Here is a 21,006-nt window from a genome sequence, read left to right on the forward strand (position 1 = left end):
CGCGGCGGGGCGGGTCGGCAGCGCGAAGCCCTCAGAGCTCCACGGTCTCGTTCTCCCCGCCCTCGTACGGGCGCCCGGTGACCTTCGCGTTGACGAGGCTGAAGAGCGTCGCGACGCGGCCGCCGGGGGAGTCCCAGTACTCGGCGGACTCGGCGTGCAGACGGATGAGCACGACCCCGGGGGTGTCCGGGCCGTCGGGGAACCATGCGTCGGCGACGGCGTTCCACAGCTCGCGGATCTTGTCCGGGTCGTGCACGAGCGTGGCGCGCCCGGAGAGCGACACCCAGGAGCTGGTCCCGGAGAACGCGGCGTTGGCGGCGGAGTCGCGGGCGATCTCCGCGACCTTGTGGGAGTCCGCCGCGGCGAAGAACCACAGGTCGCCGTCGAAGTCGACGGCCTGCACGCCCATCGGCCGGCTGACGAGGCTCCCGTCCTCCGCGACGGTCGTGAGCATGGCGATCCGCTCGTCCTTGACGAGCTCGCGGACCTTCTCGACCTCGTCGGACCCGGCGTGCGGCAGCTCGTGGTGCGTGTCGGTCATGGCGTCTCCCGTCGTGGCAGGCCGCCGTGTCGCGACCTCCTCCGACGCTAGGCACGTGCCCGGGGGCTCGCCCGCCGGGCGGAGACGACGGAGGGGCGGGGCGCACCCGGCGCCCCGCCCCTCCGCACGTGCCGCGTCCCGCGAGCGACGCGACGACCGGCCTACTGCTCGACGTCCTCGTCCACCCACTCGAACGTCTTCGTCACGGCCTTCTTCCAGTTCCGGTAGAGGCGCTCGCGCTCGGCGTCGTCCATCGACGCGCTCCACCGCTTGTCCTCGGCCCAGTTGTCGATGACGTCCTGCTCGCCCTTCCAGAACCCGACGGCGATGCCCGCGGCGTACGCGGCACCGAGCGCCGTGGTCTCGGCGACCTTGGGGCGCACGACGTCCACGCCGAGCTGGTCGGCCTGGAACTGCATGAGGAGCTCGTTGGCGACCATGCCGCCGTCGACGCGCAGCTCGGTGAGGTCGACGCCGGAGTCGGCGTTCATCGCGTCCAGCACCTCGCGCGTCTGGTAAGCGGTCGCCTCGAGCGCGGCCCGCGCGATGTGGTTGCGGTTGACGTACCGCGTGAGGCCGACGAGCGCGCCGCGCGCGTCCGATCGCCAGTACGGGGCGAAGAGACCGGAGAACGCGGGCACGAAGTACGCGCCGCCGTTGTCCTCGACCTTGCCCGCGAGCCACTCGACGTCGGGCGCGTCCTCGAACATGCCGAGGTTGTCGCGGAGCCACTGGATGAGCGAGCCCGTGACGGCGATCGATCCCTCGAGCGCGTAGCGGACGGGCTGGTCGCCGATCTTGTAGCAGACGGTCGTGAGCAGGCCGTTCTGGCTCATGACCTTCTCCGTGCCCGTGTTGAGCAGCATGAAGTTGCCCGTGCCGTACGTGTTCTTGGCCTGCCCGACCTCGAAGCACGCCTGGCCGAACGTCGCCGCCTGCTGGTCGCCGAGGATGCCCGCGATCGGCACGCCGGGGAGCAGGCCCTGCTGGCGACCGTGCCCGTAGACCTCGGAGGAGGACTTGATCTCGGGGAGCATGGACAGCGGGATGCCCATGTCCGCGGCGATGTCCTCGCGCCAGGAGAGCGTGTCGAGGTCCATGAGCATGGTGCGCGACGCGTTGGTCACGTCGGTGACGTGCACGCCGCCGTTGACGCCGCCCGTGAGGTTCCACAGCGTCCACGTGTCGGTGTTGCCGAACAGCAGGTCGCCCGCCTCGGCCTTCTCGCGCGCGCCCTCGACGTTGTCGAGGATCCACTTGACCTTGGGGCCGGAGAAGTAGGTCGCGAGCGGGAGGCCGACGATCGACTTGTACTTCTCGGGGCCGTCGGAGCCGCCCAGCTCGTCGACGATCTTCTGCGTGCGGGTGTCCTGCCAGACGATCGCGTTGTAGACCGGCTTGCCCGTCGTCTTGTCCCACACGACGGCGGTCTCGCGCTGGTTGGTGATGCCGACCGCCGCGATGTCGTTGTGCGTGACGTTGGCGCGGGTGAGCGCGAGGCCCACGGCCTCGCGGACGTTGTTCCAGATCTGCTCCGGGTTGTGCTCCACCCACCCCGCGCGCGGGAAGATCTGGTCGTGCTCGAGCTGCCCGGTGGAGACGATCTCCCCGGAGTGGTTGAAGACGATGGCCCGGGAGCTCGTGGTCCCCTGGTCGATGGCGAGAACGTAGTCGGCCATGGTGCGTTCAGTCCTTCACGTCGGTGTGGGTGTGGGTTGCGTGGTGGGTGCCCGGCGCCCGACGGCGGCGGGCCGCGTGACCGGGGAGGCCCCCGGCTCCCCGGTCACGCGGGGGAGAGGTCCGGCTCGTCCGGGTCGGTCAGACCCAGGCGGCACCGAGCAGGCCGGCGAGGACACCGCCGACCAGCGGACCGGCGACGGGGACCCACGAGTAGGCCCAGTCGCTCGAGCCCTTGCCCCGGATCGGCAGCAGCGCGTGCGCGATGCGGGGACCGAGGTCACGGGCAGGGTTGATCGCGTACCCGGTGGGACCACCGAGGCTGGCGCCGATCGCGACCACGACGAGCGCGACGGCGAGCGGGCCGAGGCCCGACGGCGTCTTGCCGGAGGCCACGACGAAGAACACGAGCACGAAGGTCGCGATGACCTCCGTGATGAAGTTCCACGCGTAGGAGCGGATCTCCGGACCGGTGGAGAACACGGCGAGCTTGGTCGCACCGGGGGCGTCCTCGTCGAAGTGCTTCTTGTACGCGAGGAACGCGAGCACGGCACCGATGAAGGCACCGATCATCTGCGCCCCGAAGTACATGAACATGTTCCCTACGGTGGGCTCGATCGTCGCCGTGACCATGCCCTCCGGGCCGGTCACGGAGTAGAACGGCTCCTGCGCGGTGAACAGGCCGATGGTCACGGCGGGGTTGAGGTGCGCACCCGACTTGTAGGCCACGTAGACGGCGGTGAAGACCGCGAGGCCCCATCCGAAGTTGATGAGGAGCCAGCCGCCGTTGAAGCCCTTGGTCCTCGGCAGGATGACGTTCGCGACGACGCCCGCACCGAGGAGGATCAGGGTCGCCGTGCCGAGGATCTCGGACCAGAAGGCGTTCATGAGGAGTTGATCCATCGTGCTCTCTCTTTCGTGGTGGACTTCTCTGTCTCAACCGTCCCGGCGCGCCTGAGCGTCGGGTCCTCGGGTCGGTCCGCCGTCGGCGTGCGCCCCGTGAGGTCGGTGTGCGAGGGCCGGTCGGGCGCCGTCCCCTGCCGGACGGCGCCCGAGGCTCGCTCGCGAGCGGTGTTCTGCTGTCAGGTGGTGCGGAGCGGCTGCAGGGGCGACACGTCGTCGACCTCCAGCCGGGTGCGCTCGGCGGAGGCGTCGTCGGGCTCCTGCTCGGCGGCGGCCTCCGCGTTCGCGCGGTCGGTGTAGCTGGCGATCTCGGCGGCGCGGGTCGCGTCGTCCCACCCGAGGAGCTCGGCGACGAGGTCGGCGATCTCGGGAAGCGCGGCGAGGCCGCGGTCGGCGACCTCGTAGTTGAGCCGGGTGCGGTGCAGCAGGAGGTCCTCGAGGTGCAGCGCGCCCTCGTGGGAGACGCCGTACGCGATCTCGGCACGCAGGTACGCGGGCGCGTGCTCGAGCGGCTCGGCCAGGTCCGGCCGCGCCTCGCACAGCTCGACGATCTCCCGCAGGTTGGAGCCGTACCGGTGCAGCAGGTGGTCGACGAGCGCGGGCGTCCAGCGGTAGCGCGAGGCCCACGGCCGCGCCTGGCGCCGGACGGCGTCGAGGCCGACGGCGCCCAGGAGCGGGATCTTCTGCGTGATGGACGGCAGGGCGCTCGCGCGCTGGCCGATCGCGAAGTCGACGGCGTCCTTGGCCATCACGCGGTAGGTCGTGAGCTTGCCGCCGGCGATGACGGTCAGCCCCGGGGTCGGGGAGGCGACGGTGTGCTCCCGGGAGACCTTCGCGGAGCTCGTGCCCTCCTTGGTGCCCGGCTGGAGGAGCGGTCGCAGACCGGCCCACGTGCCGATGATGTCGTCGCGCGTGAGCGGGTGCGCGAGCACCGCGTTCGCGTGCTCGAGCACGTAGTCGATGTCGGCCGCGGTCGCGACGGGGTGCTGGAGCTCCTGCTCCCACGGCGTGTCGGTGGTGCCGATCACCCAGTAGCGCGACCACGGGATGACGAAGAGCACCGACTTCTCGGTCTGGAGGATCAGCCCGACCTTGCCCTTGATGCGCTCGCGCGGGACGACGATGTGGATCCCCTTGGACGCGAGCACACGGAGCCCACCCTCGCTGCCCGCGAGCGCCTCGGTGTCCTCGGTCCACACGCCCGTCGCGTTGATGACGGCGCGCGCCCGCACGGTGACCTCGCGCCCGGTCTCGAGGTCCACGAGGACGGCACCGTTCACGGCGCCCGTCGAGCCCTTGGTGAGCGAGACGACCTGCGTGCGCGACGCGGCGTGCGCGCCGTACGACGCGGCGGTCCGGACGAGCGTGGTGACCAGACGGGCGTCGTCGACGGACGCGTCCCAGTACTGGACCGCGCCGACCGCGGCGTCGTGCGCGAGGTCGGGGAACTTCTTCTCCATCCCGCTGCGGGAGAGGTGCCGGTGCAGCGGCATCGCCCGCTTGCCGGGGGCGACGCTCGCGAGCGTGTCGTAGAGCGCGATGCCCGCACCGACGTAGGCACGCTCCCACACGCGGTGCTCGAGCGGGTAGAGGAAGGGGACGGGCCGCACGAGGTGCGGCGCGATCTCCTTGAGCAGGAGGTCGCGCTCGGTGAGCGCCTCCTTGACGAGGTGGAAGTCGAGCATCTGCAGGTAGCGCAGCCCGCCGTGGACGAGCTTGCTCGACCGGCTCGACGTCCCGGCCGACCAGTCCTGGGCCTCGACGATCGCCGTCGACAGCCCGCGGGTCACGGCGTCGAGCGCGATCCCCGCGCCGGTGACGCCCCCGCCGATCACGAGGACGTCGAGCTCCGCGTCGGCGCTCGTGCTGGCCTCGAGCGCGGCGAGCGCCTGCCGGCGCGACTCCGCGGTGAGTCTCGTGGATGCCATCCGTCTCCCTCTCTCGTCCCTCGGTGCTGCGGGCACGCCGCGGGACGATGCGCCCACGGTGCGCTCACAGCGACGGTCCCACGCCCGACCAGGGTGCGCGAGCGGTAACCGTCGTGCGCACGCCGGGGTTCCGGCGCGACGGCACGCCCTCCAGACCACCACGCGTCGAACGGACGCGCAACCGTGGTGCACAAACGTGCAGAATGGAGGTCGAGCGGAAGGAGACCGCCATGGTGGACCGGGAGCAGGACGTCCTGCGGGCGGCGTCGATGTACTACCTCCAGGACATGAAGATGGAGGTGATCGCGAAGCACCTGCACACGTCGCGGTCGACGGTGTCGCGCCTCGTGAAGCGTGCGCGCGACACGGGGCTGGTCGAGATCTCGCTGCGGCCGGCGCGGAGCCGCGGTCCTGGGCTGGGTCAGCACCTCTCGAGCACGTGGGGCATCGACGCGTACGTCGTCCCGGTGCCGGACCAGGCGCCGCAGGTCGAGCGGCTGGAGCAGGTCGCCCTGACGACCGCCCGCCTGCTGTCGACGTGGTTCGACTCCGACATGATCCTCGGCATCGCGTGGGGGACCACGCTGTCGGCCATCTCCCGGCACCTGCCGCGCAAGCCGACGCGGGGGAGCGCCGTCGTCCAGCTCAACGGCGCGGCCAACACGCGCACGTCGGGCGTGCACTACGCGGGTGACCTCATCGCGGGCTTCGGCACCGCGTTCGACGCGCACGTGCACCATTTCCCAGTGCCGGCGTTCTTCGACTACGCCGGGACCAAGCGGGCGATGTGGCGCGAGCGGTCGGTGCGACGCGTCCTCGACGTGCAGCACCGGGTGGACATCGCGCTCTTCTCGGTGGGCGCCGTCGCGGGGGGCGTGCCGTCCCACGTGTACTCGGCGGGCTACCTCGAGCCCGACGACATCGCGGTCCTCGACGCCGAGGGGGTCGTCGGCGACGTGTGCACGGTGTTCCTGCGCGCGGACGGCACCTACCGCGACATCGCGCTCAACGAGCGTGCGACCGGGCCCGGACCTGACGAGCTGCGCAGGGTGCCCCGGCGCGTGTGCGCCGTGGCGGGCGACAACAAGGTGGCGCCGCTGCGCGCGGCCCTGCGCGCCGGCGTCGTCACGGATCTCGTGGTGGACGAGATCACCGCGTCCCGGCTCGTCGGGGGCGGCTGAGAGGACCCGCGCGTGTATGCGACCGGCTGCATGAATATGCAAGAGGGGTCTGATCCGCGTACAGTGACGCGGTGCCCACGACCTCCGCCGTCCGCGTCCGTCCCGCCCTGCCCGCGGACGTGCGCGCGGTCCGCGCGCTCGTGCAGCCCTACGCGGAGGCGCGGATCCTCCTGGCCAAGGAGATGGTCGGGTACTACGAGGCGGTCCAGGAGTTCGTCGTCGCCGAGGTGGAGCCCGGCGCCACCGGTGAGCCCGACGGCGAGGGCGCACCGCTCGTCGTCGGGTGCGGCGCGCTGCACGTCATGTGGGACGACCTCGCCGAGATCCGCACCCTCGCGGTCGACCCCGCCTGGCGCGGCCACCGCGTGGGGCACGCGCTCGTCGTCGAGCTGCTCGCGCGGGCGCGCGCGCTCGGACTGCGGCGGGTGTTCTGCCTGACGTTCGAGGTCGACTTCTTCCGGGCGCACGGGTTCCGTGCGATCGAGGGGACCCCCGTCTCCCACGAGGTGTACGCGGAGCTGCTGCGCTCGCACGACGACGGCGTCGCCGAGTTCCTCGACCTCGCGCGCGTGAAGCCCAACACGCTCGGCAACACGCGCATGCTGCTCGACCTCGACGACGTGCCGGAAGGCCCCGCCCTGCTCAGCTGATCGGGACCGTCGACGCGCGCGTCACGACCCGGCAGGGGAGCTCCTCGACGCCGGGCCGCACGGTGCCGTCGATCGCCGCGAAGAGGCGCTGCGCCGCCACCCGTCCGAGGCGCTCGAGGTTCATGTCGACGCTCGTGAGCTGGGGGCGCGCGTTGGTCGTGAGCACCTCCCAGTTGTCGAACCCGATCACCGACACCTCGCCCGGCACGTCCCGGCCGAGCTCACGCAGCGCGTCGAGCACGCCGCGCGCGATCTGGTCGGAGCCGCAGAAGAACGCGTCGACGTCGCCGTGCTGCTCGACGATCATGCGCGCCGCCCCGCGTCCCCAGCCCTCGCTCCACGAGCCGAAGAACGTCTGGCCGCCCACCAGCTCGAGGCCGGCCGCGGCGACCGCGGCCTCGGCGCCCGCCGCACGGTCCTGCGCGGCCTTGTACCCGGGGTCGCCCGAGACGTGCGCGACGCGGCGTCGCCCGCACGAGAGCAGGTGCTCGACGGCGAGCCGGCCGGCACCGACGTTGTCCGCCGTGATCGAGACGTCCGAGGGGTCCTCCGAGGGCGCGTAGGCGTAGACGACGGGGACCGGGACGTCGGCGCTGAGCGGAGGCCGGGGGTCGGTGCGCGACCCGACGACGATGAGGCCGTCCACGCGCCGCGAGAGCAGGGCGCGGACGTGGTGCTGCTCGCGGATGGCGTCGCCCCGCGCGTCGCACAGGAAGACCGACACGCGACCGGCGCCGAAAGCGTCCTCGGCGCCCATGAGCACAGGGATCGAGAAGCGGCCCTCGAGGTCGCTCGTGAGCAGACCGACGGTGCCGGTGCGTCCCTTGAGCAGCCCGCGCGCGAGAGCGTTGGGCGCGAACGACAGCCGCTCGGCGGCCTCCAGGACGCGCAGTCGCGTCTCCGCCTTGACCTGGTCCCGCCCGTTGATCGCCTTCGACGCGGTCGCGATGGACACGCCCGCGAGGCGCGCGACGTCGGTGAGGGTCGCCGCGCGCGGCGTGGCGCTCCCGCTCTGGGTCGTCATGAGGCCGTTCCCCCTCCTGCCGGTGCGCTGCGCTGCGCCCTCGACGATCGAGCCGTGATCGAACTGTAACCCGCTGTCGTGCTTGACGAGACTACCGCGCTGCCATACATTCAGAAAACCTTTTCGGTTAGTTTCGGTTCCGACGCACGTCGCGAGCAGGGGGCTCGCAGGCGACGCCAGGACCTCGAACACTAGCCGCCTGAGGGGAGGGTCGGCCACGTGGAGCGCGCCGCAGCGCGACACGAGGACCGAAAACGTGTTCGCCCCCAGCGCGAGCACGGGGCGCAGGTGCAACGGCTCGAAGACGAGTACGAGGAGACACGAGATGAAGAACCACCGCGGGGCCTCCTGGAAGAGGTCCGTGGCCACGACGACGCTCGTCGGCCTCGTCGCGCTCGGGCTCGCCGCGTGCGGCGGGTCCGGAACCGGCGGCGACGACGCCGCGACGGGCGGGGCGGGAGAGGGCGGCGTCGAGGGCGTCGACGACGGCAGCACGCTCACGCTGTGGACGCGTGCGCCGCTCGAGAAGCAGGCCAACCTGCTCGTGGACGTGTACAACGCGAGCCACGAGAACCAGGTCGAGCTGACGATCGTCCCCAACGACGACTACGTGGCGAAGGTCGGCGCCGCCGCGGGCAGCGGGGGCCTGCCCGACCTCTTCGCCGCCGACATCGTCTACGTGCCGAACTGGGTCGAGCAGGGCCTGTTCCAGGACGTCACCGACCGCATCGACCAGCTCGACTTCGCGGACCAGATCAACCAGGGCCACCTCGAGGCCGGCACCTACGAGGACCAGGAGTACGTCCTCCCGTTCGTGCTCGACATCTCGGTCCTCTTCTACAACAAGGACCTCTACGAGCAGGCCGGCCTCGACCCCGAGGCCGGGCCGACGTCGCTCGAGGAGTTCGCGGAGCAGGCCAAGGCGGTCGACGCGCTCGGCGGCGGCGTCGACGGCACCTTCTTCGGCGGCAACTGCGGCGGGTGCCTCGTGTTCACGTGGTTCCCGTCGGTCTGGGCCGCGGACGAGGACGTGCTCAGCGCGGACGGCACCGAGTCGCTCCTCGCGAGCGACACGGCGCAGGACGTCTACGCCGTGTACAAGGACCTCGTCGACTCCGACGCCGTGGGCGCCGGAACGCGCGACGAGACCGGCGCGACCTGGGTCGCCCCCTTCCAGGAGGGCAAGGTCGGCGTGATGCCGTACCCCGCGACGCTCCTGTCGACCGCCGACGAGACGGTGGACGTCGGCGTCGCGCCGATCCCGGGTCCGGGCGGCGGCGAGTCGACCTTCGTCGGCGGCGACGGCATCGGGATCTCCAAGGACAGCGAGCAGTCCGACCAGGCCTGGAACTTCCTCTCCTGGATGATGTCCGAGGAGGCGCAGGTCGAGGTGCTCGCCAAGAACGGCGACGTCGTCTCGCGCGCCGACCTGGTCGACAACGAGTACTCGTCGGCCGACCCGCGCGTCGTGACGATCAACGAGATCGCGAGCAAGGGCCGCACGCCCGTCGCGCGCAACTTCCAGCAGGCGTTCAACGCTCCGAACAGCCCGTGGCTCACGCTCGTGCGCAACGCGGTGTTCGGCGACGGCTCGAGCATCGAGCCGGACAACGAGGAGATCACCGCGGTCCTCTCGCAGTGACCCCCGGGTGACGACCACCTCCGCGTGACCACAGCGCCCGCCGCCGCGCCCACCGTGCGGCGGCGGGCCGGGTCCGGCTTCCCTCACCCCTGTTCCAGGAGACCTCTCATGTCCGTGCAGTCCGCGTCCTCGACGCCGCCCCCGCCCGTGCCGCACGGCGCGGCGCCGCAGGGCCCCGCCGCGAGCGACGACCGGCCGCCCCGGGGCACCGCCACCGCGAGCCCGAGCACCAGGCGGCGCGGCCGTCGTCCCGGGCGCTCGCAGGCGGCCCGCGGGTGGGCCTACGCCGCCCCGACCGCGGTGTTCGTGCTCGTCCTCTTCATCTTCCCCGTGCTGCTGGTGGGCCAGATGTCGGCGTCCGACTGGCCGCTGCTCGCGGGCAACCGAGGCGTCAACTTCCCCGACAACTTCCGCGACGCCGTCGAGAACCGGTTCTTCTGGGACTCCGTCGTCTTCACGGTGAAGTACACCGTGATCGCCACCGTGCTCCTCATCGGCCTGGGGCTCGGGTTCGCGCTCCTGGTCCAGGAGTCGAGCCGGTGGAAGAGCTTCCTGCGCACGTCGATCCTCGTGCCGAGCGCGCTGGGCCTGGCCTCCGCGTCGCTGCTGTTCTACGCGCTGTACTCGCCGCAGGTCGGCCCCATCTCGCCGCTGCTCGAGCGGCTCGGGATCGTCGACGAGCCGGTGTCGTTCCTCGGCTCGCCCGAGGGCGCGCTGTGGTCGACGGTGTTCCTCATCGTCTGGCGCTTCGCGGGCTTCTACATGCTCCTGCTCATGGTGGGCCTCCAGGGCATCCCGCACGAGGTCTACGAGGCGGCGCGCATGGACGGCGCGAACCGCTGGCAGACGTTCGGCCGCGTGACGCTCCCGCTGCTGCGCCCGTCGCTCGCCCTCTGCACGATCATGTGCGTCACCGGCTCGCTGCTCGCGTTCGACCAGTTCTACATCCTCACCAAGGGCGGTCCGGACAACAGCACGATCACCGTGGTGCAGCTCATCTACAACATCGCCTTCCAGGGGCAGAACGACCTGGGCGTGGCCGCCGCGCTGTCGATCATCGTGCTCGCGGCCCTCGTGCTCATCAACGTCGCGCAGGTCCGTGGCATGCGCGCACCCGAGGAGAAGTGACATGGCCGTCACCGCACCCGCTCCCGCCCCCGCGACGCGCCCCGCGCGACCCGGGCGGCCCGCGCCCCGCGCCCGCATCGCCGGCGTCCTCACGCGCACCCCGTACTGGGTGCTCACCGGGGGGGCTCGCGATCGTCTTCCTGTTCCCGCTCGTGTGGGCCGGGGTGGCGTCGTTCTCGCCGCAGCCGGGCAGCGCCCAGGTGGACGGCTGGGGGTTCGGCAACTACGCGACCCTCGCGAGCTACCAGGCGGGGATCGGGCAGTACCTGTGGAACTCCGTCGTCGTCTCGGGCCTCACGGTGCTCTTCACGCTCGGGGTGTCGCTGCTGGGCGGGTTCGCGTTCGCGCGGTTCCGCTTCCCGGGCCGCGACGTGCTCTTCCTCGTGACGCTCGCGATCCTCATGGTCCCGTACGCGACCCTGCTCATCCCGCTCTACGTGCTGCTCAACACGCTGCACCTGCAGAACTCGCTGCTCGGCCTCGCGCTCGTGCTCACGATGTTCCAGCTCCCGTTCGCGACCTTCATGATGCGCATCTCGTTCGAGTCGGTGCCGCGCGAGCTCGACGAGGCGGCGATGGTCGACGGGTGCTCGTCGTTCGGGGCGCTGCGCCGGGTGCTCGTCCCCGCCGTGAAGCCGGGACTCATCACCGTGGGCCTGTTCGCGTTCCTCGCGGCCTGGAACGACTTCGTCGCGCCGCTCATCCTCATCACCGACTCGACCAAGGCGCCGCTGCCGCTCGCGGTGGCCAACATGCGCCAGCAGGTCATGGGCATCGTCGACTACGGCGCGACGCAGGCGGGCGTCGTCGTGCTCGCCGCGCCGTGCGTCGTGCTGTTCCTGCTGCTCCAGCGCCACTACGTGCGTGGCTTCATGTCCGGAGCGCTGAAGGGATGACGACCCACGCCCCTGCTCCCACCCCCCGGGCTGCCGGGCCGACGCCGTCCGGCGTCCCCGCCGACGCGCCCCACGAACGACCCCACGAACGACCCGACGAACCACGAGGCGGCGCCGTCGCCTCCGGAGGTGCTGCCATGACCACGACCCCGACCGTGCCCCGGACGACCGGGACCGGTGCCCGCCCGACCGACGGCGGACGCCCGGTCGTCCCCGCGACGGGGCGGCTGCAGCCGCTCGGGCTCGCGCAGGTGCGCATCACGGGCGGGTTCTGGGCCGAGCGCCAGGAGGTCAACCGCGCCGCGACCCTGGGGCACATCGAGCACTGGCTCGAGGCGGAGGGCTGGCTGCCGAACTTCGACGCCGTCGTGCGCGGCGACGTCGCGACGACCCGGCGGGGACGGGAGTTCAGCGACTCCGAGGTGTACAAGCTGCTCGAGGCGATGGCGTGGGAGCTCGGCCGCCGCCCCGACGACGCGCTCGAGCGGCGGTTCGCCGCAATCGTCGAGCGGGTCGCGGCGGCGCAGGCACCGGACGGCTACCTGTGCACGCGGTTCGGCAACCCCGGCCAGCCTGCGCGGTACACCGACCTCGAGTGGGGCCACGAGCTGTACGTGCAGGGCCACCTCCTGCAGGCGGCCGTCGCGCGGGCGCGCACCGGGCACCCGGACGACCTCCTCGTCGAGGTCGCGCGCCGCTCCGCCGACCACGTGTGCGAGGCGTTCGGCCCGGACGGCATCCAGGGGGTCTGCGGGCACGCGGAGGTCGAGGTGGCGCTCGCGGAGCTGGGGCGCGCGCTCGACGAGCCCCGGTACGTGCGGCAGGCGGCCCTCTTCGTCGAGCGGCGCGGGCACGGCACGCTCGCGGACATCGAGTGGGGGCGCTCCTACTACCAGGACGACGTCCCGGTGCGCGAGGCGACCGTCTTCCGGGGCCACGCGGTCCGCGCGAACTACCTCGCCGCCGGTGCGGTCGACGTCGCGGTCGAGACGGGCGACGACGAGCTCGTCGCCGCGGTCGCGCGGCAGTGGGAGCGCACGCAGGCCGCGCGCACTTACGTCACGGGGGGCCAGGGCTCGCACCACCAGGACGAGGCGTTCGGCGAGGACTTCGTCCTGCCGCCCGACCGCGCGTACTCGGAGACGTGCGCGTCGATCGGGTCGGTGATGGTCGCGTGGCGCCTCCTGCTCGCGCAGGGCGACCCGCGGTACGCGGACGTGGTCGAGCGCACGCTGTTCAACGTCGTCGCGACGTCGCCCGCGCACGACGGCCGCGCTTTCTACTACGCCAACACGCTCCACCAGCGCGTCCCGGGCGAGCCCGCCGCACCGGACCAGGTGAGCAAGCGCGCCGAGTCGTCGCTGCGCGCGCCGTGGTTCGAGGTGTCGTGCTGCCCGCCCAACGTCGCACGCACGTTCGCGAGCCTCGCCGGGTACCTCGCCACCGTCGACGACGGCGGCGTGCAGCTCCACCAGTACGCCACGAGCGAGGTCCGCGCGACGCTGCCGTCCGGGGAGCCCGTCGCGCTCGACGTCGAGACCGGCTACCCCGCGGACGGGCGCGTGCGGGTGCGCGTCGTCGAGGCGCCCGAGCGCTGGGCGCTCACGCTGCGCGTTCCCGCGTGGTCGGGCTCGGGGCTGCTCGTGGTCGACGACGGCCCGGCCCGCCAGGTGCCCGCGGGCACGGTCGCGGTGCCCGACCTGCGCGCGGGGAGCGTCGTCACGCTCGACCTCGACGTCACGCCCCGGTTCCTCGTGCCCGACGAGCGCGTGGACGCCGTGCGCGGGTGCGTCGCCGTCCAGCGCGGCCCCGAGGTCCTGTGCGTGGAGTCCGTCGACCTGCCGGGCGGGCGCGACGTCGCCGACCTGCGCGTCGACGTGGCCGTCCCGCCACGCGAGGAGGACGGGCGCGTCGTCGTGCGGGGCCTGCTCGTGGACCCGGCGGCGGCCCCGTGGCCGTACACGCCGCTCCGCGGCGGGGCGCCCGGGTGGACGGGTGCCGCGCGCGGGTCCGTCCCGGCCGAGGCGCCGGCGGAGGTCTCCGTCGACGTCCGGCTCGTGCCGTACCACGACTGGGCCGGGCGCGGCCCGTCGACGATGCGCGTCTGGCTGCCGACCGTCTGACCGTCAGGCGGGGAGCCGGTAGAGGTCGTCCACCTGCTCGACGAGCCCGTCCTCGACGAGGCTCGCGACGCAGCGGTCGAGCTGCGCGGCGTCGTGCCACACCTCGGCCACGACGCCGCGCGGCACCGGACCCGGCGCCTCGCGCAGCGCGGCCATGACCCTGCCCCGCACCTGGCGGTCGGTGCCCGCCCACGCCTGCGTGCGCCGGCGTGCCGCGTGCTCGTCGCCCGGTCGCCCGGCGCGGCGCCACGCGCACGCGTCGCGCACGGGGCACGCGCCGCAGCGCGGCGCCCGGGCCGTGCAGACGAGCGCGCCCAGCTCCATCGACGCGGCGGCCCACAGCACGGCGTCCGCGTCGCCCGGCGGGGCGACCGCCGCGGCGGTCGCGCGCTCGGCGGCGGTGTAGGACGGCGCGGGCAGCGCGGTCCCGCCGACGGCCCGTGCCAGGACGCGGCGCACGTTGGTGTCCACGACGACCGCGCGCCGCCCGTGGGCGAACGCGGTCACCGCCGCGGCGGTGTACTCGCCGACGCCCGGAAGGGCGCGCAGCGCCTCCTCGCCGAGCGGCACCTCGCCGTCGTGCCGCTCGACGATCGCGCGGGCGCACTCCTGGAGGCGCAGCGCGCGCCGCGGGTAGCCGAGCCGGCCCCACGCGCGCAGGACGTCGGCCGTCGCCGCCGCCGCCAGGTCGGCCGGCTCGGGCCAGCGCGCCATCCAGTCCCGCCACGCCGGCTCGACCCGGACCACCGGGGTCTGCTGGAGCATGACCTCGCTCACGAGAACGCCCCACGCGGTGCGGTCCGCGGCGCGCCAGGGCAGGTCGCGCGCCGTCTCCCCGAACCAGCGCCCGACGGCGTCGCGCAGGTCGGCGTGGGGGTCGTGGCCCGGGGCGGGGGCGGGCGTGCGGACCGGGCGCGCGGCCGGAACGGTCATGGCGGCTGTCGTCCCTCTCGGTCGTCGGGTGCGCCCCGCGACGACGTGCCGGCGTGCGGTCGTGCCGGCCGGCGGCGAGACGCCGAGAGGTCGTGGGGACGACCTATTCTGCCCCGACCTGGGCGGCCGTCGGCGCGGCAGCACGAGGCCCGGCACCCGTCGCGGATACCGTGGTCGCGACCAGCCACCCGCACGACCGGAGGACCCCGTGAGCACGCCGCGGACCGACCGCGCCCCCAGGCCGAGCGACAGCCCGCGCACCGGGGCGGGGAGGCCGTCGCGCGGAGCCCTGCTCCGCCGCCGCCTGGTCGCGCTCGCGCTGCTCGTCGGTCTCGTGGTCGGTCTCGTGCTGCTCGGCCAGGTCGTCGTGCGGGCGGTGCAGCCGATGCTCGCCGGGGACGAGTCGGCGCAGGAGGGCAAGTCGCCGCCGCCGACACCGGAGGCCGCCGGACCGCCGCAGGACTGCACGGCGGCGTCCCTGGAGCTGGGCCTCACGACGAGCGCGGCGGAGTACGAGCCGGGCCGCGCCGTCCAGCTCAGCGTCACGCTCCGGCAGTCCGGCGGACGGCCGTGCCTCGTCGACGGCTCCGACGCCGGGCGGCAGGTGCAGGTCTACTCCGGCGACGAGCTCGTGTGGTCGTCCGCGCACTGCGGCTCGACGGAGCGGCTGCTCCTCATGAGCACCGGGGACGAGGACCCGTCGAAGCTCGTCCGCTGGGACCGGCACCGCTCGGTCGAGGGCTGCGCCCCCGACCAGCCGGAGGTGGGGCCGGGCACGTACACGGCGGTCCTGAGCGTCGCGGGCGTCGAGGGGGCGACGAGCGAGCCCGTGACCTTCACGCTCCTCGAGCCGCCCGCGCCCACGCCCGACCCGGCGGAGCCGACGGCTCCCGCCGACGGGACCGGTCCGGCCGAGGGCACCGCACCGGCCGACGGGACGGCGCCGGCGGACGGCGCGACGCCGCCGGCCGGCGGGACCGCCCCGCCCGCGGAGCAGCCCCCGGCCGGGACGACGCCGCCCGCCGACGGCGCGTAGCGGTCGTCCGCTCGAGCAGCGGCCGCGCTCCGGCCGAGCCGTCGTGCCGGGTCGCCCTGAAGCCGTGGTGGCGCGCAACCTCCGTGCGACGCCCTGCCGTCATCCCGAGCCCCGGGCCGGGCAACTCGTCGAGGACGGGCCCTTCCTCCGCGTGCTCAGACGGAGTGAAACCGATGAGTGACTGATTTCGGTACAGAAGATCCGAACTGATCTCTCCGGTGTGTGAGATTGCGTCGCACGATCGGAACGGCCCGCAAACACAATGGATTACGGCGCGAAGAGACACTGTCCTGCCGTCGATCGGTGCTCAAAGTCGAGACCGAAAACCATTGCGGTGGACGTGGTGCGCTGGTTGACTGGCTCGCGTCTGGCGACCTCACCGCGGAGGGAGCCGGGGCCGACGGCCCCGGTCACCACCGGCCCGCGGGGCGGCGCGAGCCGGCACGACGATCAGGGTCACGCGTCCCGCAGCGGGGCGGGCGGACGAGGCAGTCCACCCGCGCGACGCGAGTCCCCGCCGTCGTCCCGAAACCTGTTCCGGTTCCCGATGGAGAGGACTTGGTGATGTCGGGGAGAGCGTGGAGAAGGGTCGTCGCCTCGGCGATGACAGGTGCGATGGCCGCCACCGGCGTCGCACTGGCACCGGCGGCACAGGCCGACGTGGTGCCGGGCAACGAGAGCGACGTCGGTGTCTACACCGACGGCACGACGGACTCGATGGACATCGGTGACCCGGTCTACACGAACCTGGGTCCGGTCGCCGCGGCGCTCGAGCCGGGCGTCCCGTGGACCGCGGGCTCGATGCACGGGTCGATCTTCGAGAAGGACCTGGCCGCGGGCGGCACCGACTACTACCTCGACCGCGTGCTCGGGGTGAGCGGGACGGCGAGCAACACCGTGCTCCAGACGCGCGGGCGGTCGCTCTACCTGCGCGGCAACAGCAACTGGGCGGTCATGGGCTTCGCGGGCTCCGCGTTCGCGGGCGGGCCGAACAACCTCGGCAACCTCTACACCGTGACCGTGCCCGGTCAGACGATCACCGAGGTCGGGGCGCAGCGCTTCAACGCGCCGAGCCACGCGAAGGCGCGCTACACGGTCGGGTCGACCGGTGTCACCGCCGACCTCAAGAAGCTCATCACGTACGACAACGTGGCGCTGTCGGCGATCACGTTCACGAACCCCGGCGCGAGCGACGTGACGTTCACGGTCCGTGCGGCGTCACCGCTCGCGACGACGTCGACGGACTCCGCGGACGAGCTCACCGGGACGCGGACGCTGACGAGCGGGTCGAACAACGGTCTCGTGGACACCCCGTGGTCCGACGTCACGATCGGGCTCAAGGCGCCCGGGTTCGAGCGCGTCGGCACCAACCTCGACCGCGAGGTCACGGTCCCCGCGGGCGGATCGCTCGACCTGTCCGTGCTCGGCGTGCTGTCCAGCGACACGCTCCCGGAGTCGGTCGAGAGCTTCCACGAGTACGCCGAGCTGTCGCCGGCGGACGCGTTCCGCACCGGCGTCACGGCGTTCAACCGGCAGTGGGCCCAGGACATCCCGTACATCGACGTGCCCGACGACGCGATCGAGAAGGCGATCGTCTACCGCTGGTGGGGCGAGCGGTACAACAGCCTGGACGCGAACGAGCCGGGCTACGTGTACCAGTACCCGACGACGATCGAGGGCGTGAACCTCTACCAGAACTCGGTGGCGCTCACGCAGCCCATGCACCTGCAGGACACCAAGTGGATCCGCAACCCGTACCTGGGCTACGGGCAGATCCTCAACATCGGCGAGCTGTCCGGGTCCTCCGCGTTCCTCGACAGCCCCGGCCACACGAGCTGGAACAACCACTACTCGCAGTACCTCGGCACCGCGGGCCTCGAGGCGTTCAACGTGCACGGCGGCGGTCCGGCGGTCGCCGAGCGCTTCGCGACGTACTTCGAGGGCGACGGCACGGGCCAGCTCGAGCACTACGACGGCAACGACGACAAGCTCATCGCCTACGACACCAACTACATGCCCGGCAACGACTCCGACGCGATCAGCTTCGGGTACCCCAAGGTCAACGCGGGGGCGCCGGGCGCGCGGACGATCGAGCGACCGGAGTCCGCGTACGTGTGGGGCGCGTTCGACGCCGCCCGCCAGCTCTACGCGATGGCGGGGGCGGACCCGGAGAAGGTCGCCGAGATGGGCCAGACCGCGGACGAGATCCGCGACGCGATCCTCGGCCGGCTGTGGAGCGAGGAGACGCGCATGTTCCTCGCCGGCACGTCGCACGGCGCGACGTCGGGCGGGAACCAGAACCCGCTGAGCCAGGCCGAGCGCGACCTCATCCCGGCGAAGGAGTCGAACCTCTACGACATCTACGCCGAGAACCTCATCCCGGTCGAGGACGCCGACACGTACGTCGACGGGTTCCGCTTCCTGCGCTACGGGGACAACTTCCCGATCTTCCCGTTCTACACGGCCAACCAGTACGACCGGGCCAAGTACGGCATCGGGGGGTCGAACAACTTCTCCAACATCAACTTCACGGTCCAGTACCGCGGCGTGCGGTCCGCGCTGCGGCACTACGACCCCGACCACACCTACGTCACGCCCGAGTACGCGGCCAAGCTGCTCGACTGGATGGCGTGGAGCATCTACCCGAACGGCAACGCGCTCGTCCCCAACCAGGCCGAGTACTACTCGAACTGGAACGCGAGCACGCAGACGTTCAACCGCAACAACCCGAACCACGTGATGCTCGGCAACATGAACTACATCTACGTCGAGGACATGGGCGGCATCCAGCCGCGGTCCGACGACAAGATCGAGCTGTGGCCGATCGACCTCGGGTACGACCACTTCATGGTCAACAACCTGCGCTACCACGGCAAGGACGTCACGATCGTCTGGGACGAGGACGGGTCGCACTACGGCCTCGGCGAGGGCTACAGCCTGTTCGTCGACGGCGAGCGCAAGGCCGCGGCCGACGCGCTCGGCCGGTTCGTCTACGACCCCGCCGCCAACGAGGTCGTCGAGTCCGACGAGGACCTCCAGGTCGAGGTCGTCGCGGACGAAGGGGCCGACGTGCCCACGGCAGTGGACACCCCGATCGAGGACGAGCGCGTCGTCTCCTACCTCAAGACCGCGGGCATCGACCTCACCGAGGACGCGGGCAACCTCGCGCGCGGTGCCGAGCTGTCGTCGTCGGCCACCCAGCAGGGCGCGCGCCCGACGCCGTGGCGCCAGTTCCACACGCCGGGCTGGAGCACGGGCTCGATGAACTACACGCCGGGGGCGATCAAGGAGACCGAGCGGCCCGTGTCGCTCGCCGCGGTCACCGACGGCAACACCGTGAACGAGCCCTACTGGGGCAACTACGGGACGGAGGGTGACACCGGCTACGTCGAGCTCGACCTCGGCGAGCCCACGACGTTCGACAACGTCAAGGTCTGGTTCGTCAGCGACCGGCAGGCGGGCGGTTACCGCGAGCCGCTGCGGTACTCGATCCAGGTGCCCGACGGCTCGGGCGGCTGGACCACGGTGCCGGACGCGTTCAAGGCCCCGAAGATCCCCGGTCCGAAGTTCAACGAGGCGCTCTTCGAGGCCGTGACCACGGACACGGTCCGGGTCGCGTTCACGAACACGCCGTCGTACTGGACCGCCATCTCGGAGATCCAGGTCTTCGACTCCGGCCGCGACGTGCCCGAGGTCGTCAACGACGCCCCGACCGTCACGGTGAACGTCGACCGGTCGAAGGACGGCAACCTGTCCACGACGCTCGTCGGCACCGTGACCGACGACGGCATCCCCGAGGACGGGGTGCTCACCTCCGGGTGGTCGACGGTCTCCGCGCCCGAGGGCGCGAGCGTCATCTTCGGCGACGCCGACGCGCTGACCACCACGGTCACGGGTACGGCCGCAGGGGAGTACACCTTCCGCCTCACCGCGTCCGACGGCGAGCTCACGACCGAGCGCGACGTCGAGGTCGAGCTCACCGAGAAGGCGACGTCGGCCGAGTTCGGGGCGCTCGCGACGATCACGACGAGCGGGTCGGCGTCGTGGGAGAACCCGCTGCGCGTCAACGAGCCCTCGACGCCCGCGAGCTCGAACCCGGGCGCGGGCAACGGCTGGGGCACGTGGGGCCAGCCCGCGAACGGGACGAGCCCGCAGACCGCGGCGTGGATCCGGTACGCGTGGGAGTCCCCGGTGCTCGTCGCGTCGACCGACATCTACTGGTACGACGACAACGGCGGGACGCGCATGCCGCGCGCGGACACCTACACGGTCGAGCACTCGCAGAACGGCACCGACTGGACACCCGTCACCCTGACCGAGGGCTCGACGTACGCGGGCGCGCTCCAGCGCAACGCGTACAACCGCCTCGAGTTCGAGCCCGTCGAGGCCAGCTACCTGCGCGTCCGCATCACCGGCGTGCAGACCGGCGGCGCCGGCACCGGCGTCCTGCGGTGGCGCGTCAACGGGGACACCGTCGACTCGGTCGCGAGCCCGGTGATCCTGCGCACCGTCACGGGCGAGGTGCCCGAGCTGCCGACGTCGCTCGACGTCGTCTACTCGAGCGGCCGCCGCGGCACGGTCGACTTCACGTGGCAGCCGATCACGCCCGCCATGGTGGCCGAGACCAACGTCGAGCCGTTCACGGTCTACGGCACCAACACGACCTACGGCCTCATCGCCGAGGCGCAGGTGTACGTGCGGCCGGAGAGCTCGCAGGGCGGCATCTCGATCCAGGGCGCCGAGCAGTTCGAGCAGAGCGTCGACGTCGGCGAGCAGCCGTGGCTGCCCACCACGGTCCTCGTCTCCTACAACGACGGCTCGCGCGACAACCAGGCGATCGGCGTCGAGTGGGACTACGACGAGTCCGTCGTCGAGACGCCGGGCGTGTACGTGATCCAGGGTGACCTCGTCCTCCCGGACTACGTGAGCACCGCCGGCACCACGACGACGACGCTCACCCTGACCGTGGGCGACGGCGTCCCCGCCGGTCCGACGGTCACCGTCACGGCGGAGACCCGCTGCCTCGCCGGCAAGGTCTACGTCGCGGTCCGCGCGCAGAACGACGACGAGGTGCCGCTCACGGTCCGCCTCGACACGCCGTTCGGGACCAAGACCGTCAACGGCGTCGAGCCCGGCAAGAACGCCTACCAGTCGTTCGCGTCGCGGGCGACGTCGGTCGAGGCCGGCGAGGTCACGGTCGTGGCCACCGACGCCGAGGGGAGGTCGACGACCGTCACCGAGCAGTACGACGCCGCCACCTGCGGCTGACCCGCAGCGCGCGTCGCGCACCCGTCTCGCCTCGGTCCGTCCCCACGGACCGGGGCGAGACCCGTCTGCGCGAGGG

The 21,006-nt window shown here is 72.4% G+C and carries 14 protein-coding genes; 8 read left to right on the forward strand and 6 right to left on the reverse strand.

What is annotated here, in order from left to right; genetic code table 11:
* Nucleotides 1-31: 31 nt before the first annotated feature.
* The 4 genes from FB00_RS04065 to FB00_RS04080 all read right to left on the reverse strand — a co-directional run bounded on the left by FB00_RS04065 (nt 32) and on the right by FB00_RS04080 (nt 5,049).
* A complete protein-coding gene (locus FB00_RS04065; protein WP_047231521.1) occupies nt 32-541 on the reverse strand; it encodes a pyridoxamine 5'-phosphate oxidase family protein in 510 nt (169 codons plus the stop codon).
* A 161-nt stretch (nt 542-702) separates the two neighbouring features.
* Nucleotides 703-2,220, reverse strand: coding sequence for a glycerol kinase GlpK (gene glpK / locus FB00_RS04070; protein WP_047231522.1), 1,518 nt, complete (start codon nt 2,218-2,220; stop codon nt 703-705).
* Between the two features lie 139 nt (nt 2,221-2,359).
* Nucleotides 2,360-3,106, reverse strand: a complete 747-nt coding sequence (locus FB00_RS04075; RefSeq protein ID WP_231581704.1) for an MIP/aquaporin family protein — start codon at nt 3,104-3,106, stop codon at nt 2,360-2,362.
* A gap of 194 nt (nt 3,107-3,300) precedes the next feature.
* A complete protein-coding gene (locus tag FB00_RS04080; RefSeq protein WP_047231524.1) occupies nt 3,301-5,049 on the reverse strand; it encodes a glycerol-3-phosphate dehydrogenase/oxidase in 1,749 nt (582 codons plus the stop codon).
* A 230-nt stretch (nt 5,050-5,279) separates the two neighbouring features.
* On the opposite strand from FB00_RS04080, the gene FB00_RS04085 reads away from it, so the two are divergent.
* Both FB00_RS04085 and FB00_RS04090 read left to right on the forward strand, forming a co-directional pair.
* Complete coding sequence (locus tag FB00_RS04085; protein ID WP_047231677.1) at nt 5,280-6,230, forward strand: sugar-binding transcriptional regulator; 951 nt, start codon at nt 5,280-5,282, stop codon at nt 6,228-6,230.
* A 71-nt stretch (nt 6,231-6,301) separates the two neighbouring features.
* Complete coding sequence (locus FB00_RS04090; protein WP_047231525.1) at nt 6,302-6,880, forward strand: amino-acid N-acetyltransferase; 579 nt, start codon at nt 6,302-6,304, stop codon at nt 6,878-6,880.
* Here FB00_RS04090 and FB00_RS04095 read toward each other — a convergent pair.
* Nucleotides 6,873-7,904, reverse strand: a complete 1,032-nt coding sequence (locus tag FB00_RS04095) for a LacI family DNA-binding transcriptional regulator (RefSeq protein WP_047231526.1) — start codon at nt 7,902-7,904, stop codon at nt 6,873-6,875. The genes FB00_RS04090 and FB00_RS04095 overlap by 8 nt on opposite strands.
* A 325-nt stretch (nt 7,905-8,229) precedes the next feature.
* On the opposite strand from FB00_RS04095, the gene FB00_RS04100 reads away from it, so the two are divergent.
* The 4 genes from FB00_RS04100 to FB00_RS04115 all read left to right on the forward strand — a co-directional run bounded on the left by FB00_RS04100 (nt 8,230) and on the right by FB00_RS04115 (nt 13,693).
* Complete coding sequence (locus tag FB00_RS04100; RefSeq protein WP_052877416.1) at nt 8,230-9,546, forward strand: ABC transporter substrate-binding protein; 1,317 nt, start codon at nt 8,230-8,232, stop codon at nt 9,544-9,546.
* Nucleotides 9,547-9,654: 108 nt separating this feature from the next.
* Nucleotides 9,655-10,674, forward strand: a complete 1,020-nt coding sequence (locus FB00_RS04105) for a carbohydrate ABC transporter permease (protein ID WP_082140952.1) — start codon at nt 9,655-9,657, stop codon at nt 10,672-10,674.
* A 152-nt stretch (nt 10,675-10,826) separates the two neighbouring features.
* A complete protein-coding gene (locus FB00_RS04110) occupies nt 10,827-11,570 on the forward strand; it encodes a carbohydrate ABC transporter permease (protein ID WP_231581705.1) in 744 nt (247 codons plus the stop codon).
* Nucleotides 11,571-11,707: 137 nt separating this feature from the next.
* A complete protein-coding gene (locus tag FB00_RS04115; protein WP_082140953.1) occupies nt 11,708-13,693 on the forward strand; it encodes a glycoside hydrolase family 127 protein in 1,986 nt (661 codons plus the stop codon).
* Nucleotides 13,694-13,696: 3 nt separating this feature from the next.
* Here FB00_RS04115 and FB00_RS04120 read toward each other — a convergent pair whose 3' ends face one another.
* Nucleotides 13,697-14,626, reverse strand: a complete 930-nt coding sequence (locus tag FB00_RS04120) for an A/G-specific adenine glycosylase (RefSeq protein WP_047231527.1) — start codon at nt 14,624-14,626, stop codon at nt 13,697-13,699.
* A 208-nt stretch (nt 14,627-14,834) separates the two neighbouring features.
* On the opposite strand from FB00_RS04120, the gene FB00_RS20910 reads away from it, so the two are divergent.
* Nucleotides 14,835-15,662: a hypothetical protein gene (locus FB00_RS20910; protein WP_052877417.1), complete on the forward strand. Its 828-nt coding sequence runs from the start codon at nt 14,835-14,837 to the stop codon at nt 15,660-15,662.
* Between the two features lie 615 nt (nt 15,663-16,277).
* Nucleotides 16,278-20,930: a discoidin domain-containing protein gene (locus FB00_RS04130; RefSeq protein WP_231581706.1), complete on the forward strand. Its 4,653-nt coding sequence runs from the start codon at nt 16,278-16,280 to the stop codon at nt 20,928-20,930.
* The last annotated feature ends 76 nt before the right edge of the window (nt 20,931-21,006 follow it).

The sequence above is a fragment of the Cellulosimicrobium funkei genome, from assembly GCF_001019615.1.
Taxonomy (GTDB): Bacteria; Actinomycetota; Actinomycetes; order Actinomycetales; family Cellulomonadaceae; genus Cellulosimicrobium; species Cellulosimicrobium cellulans_E.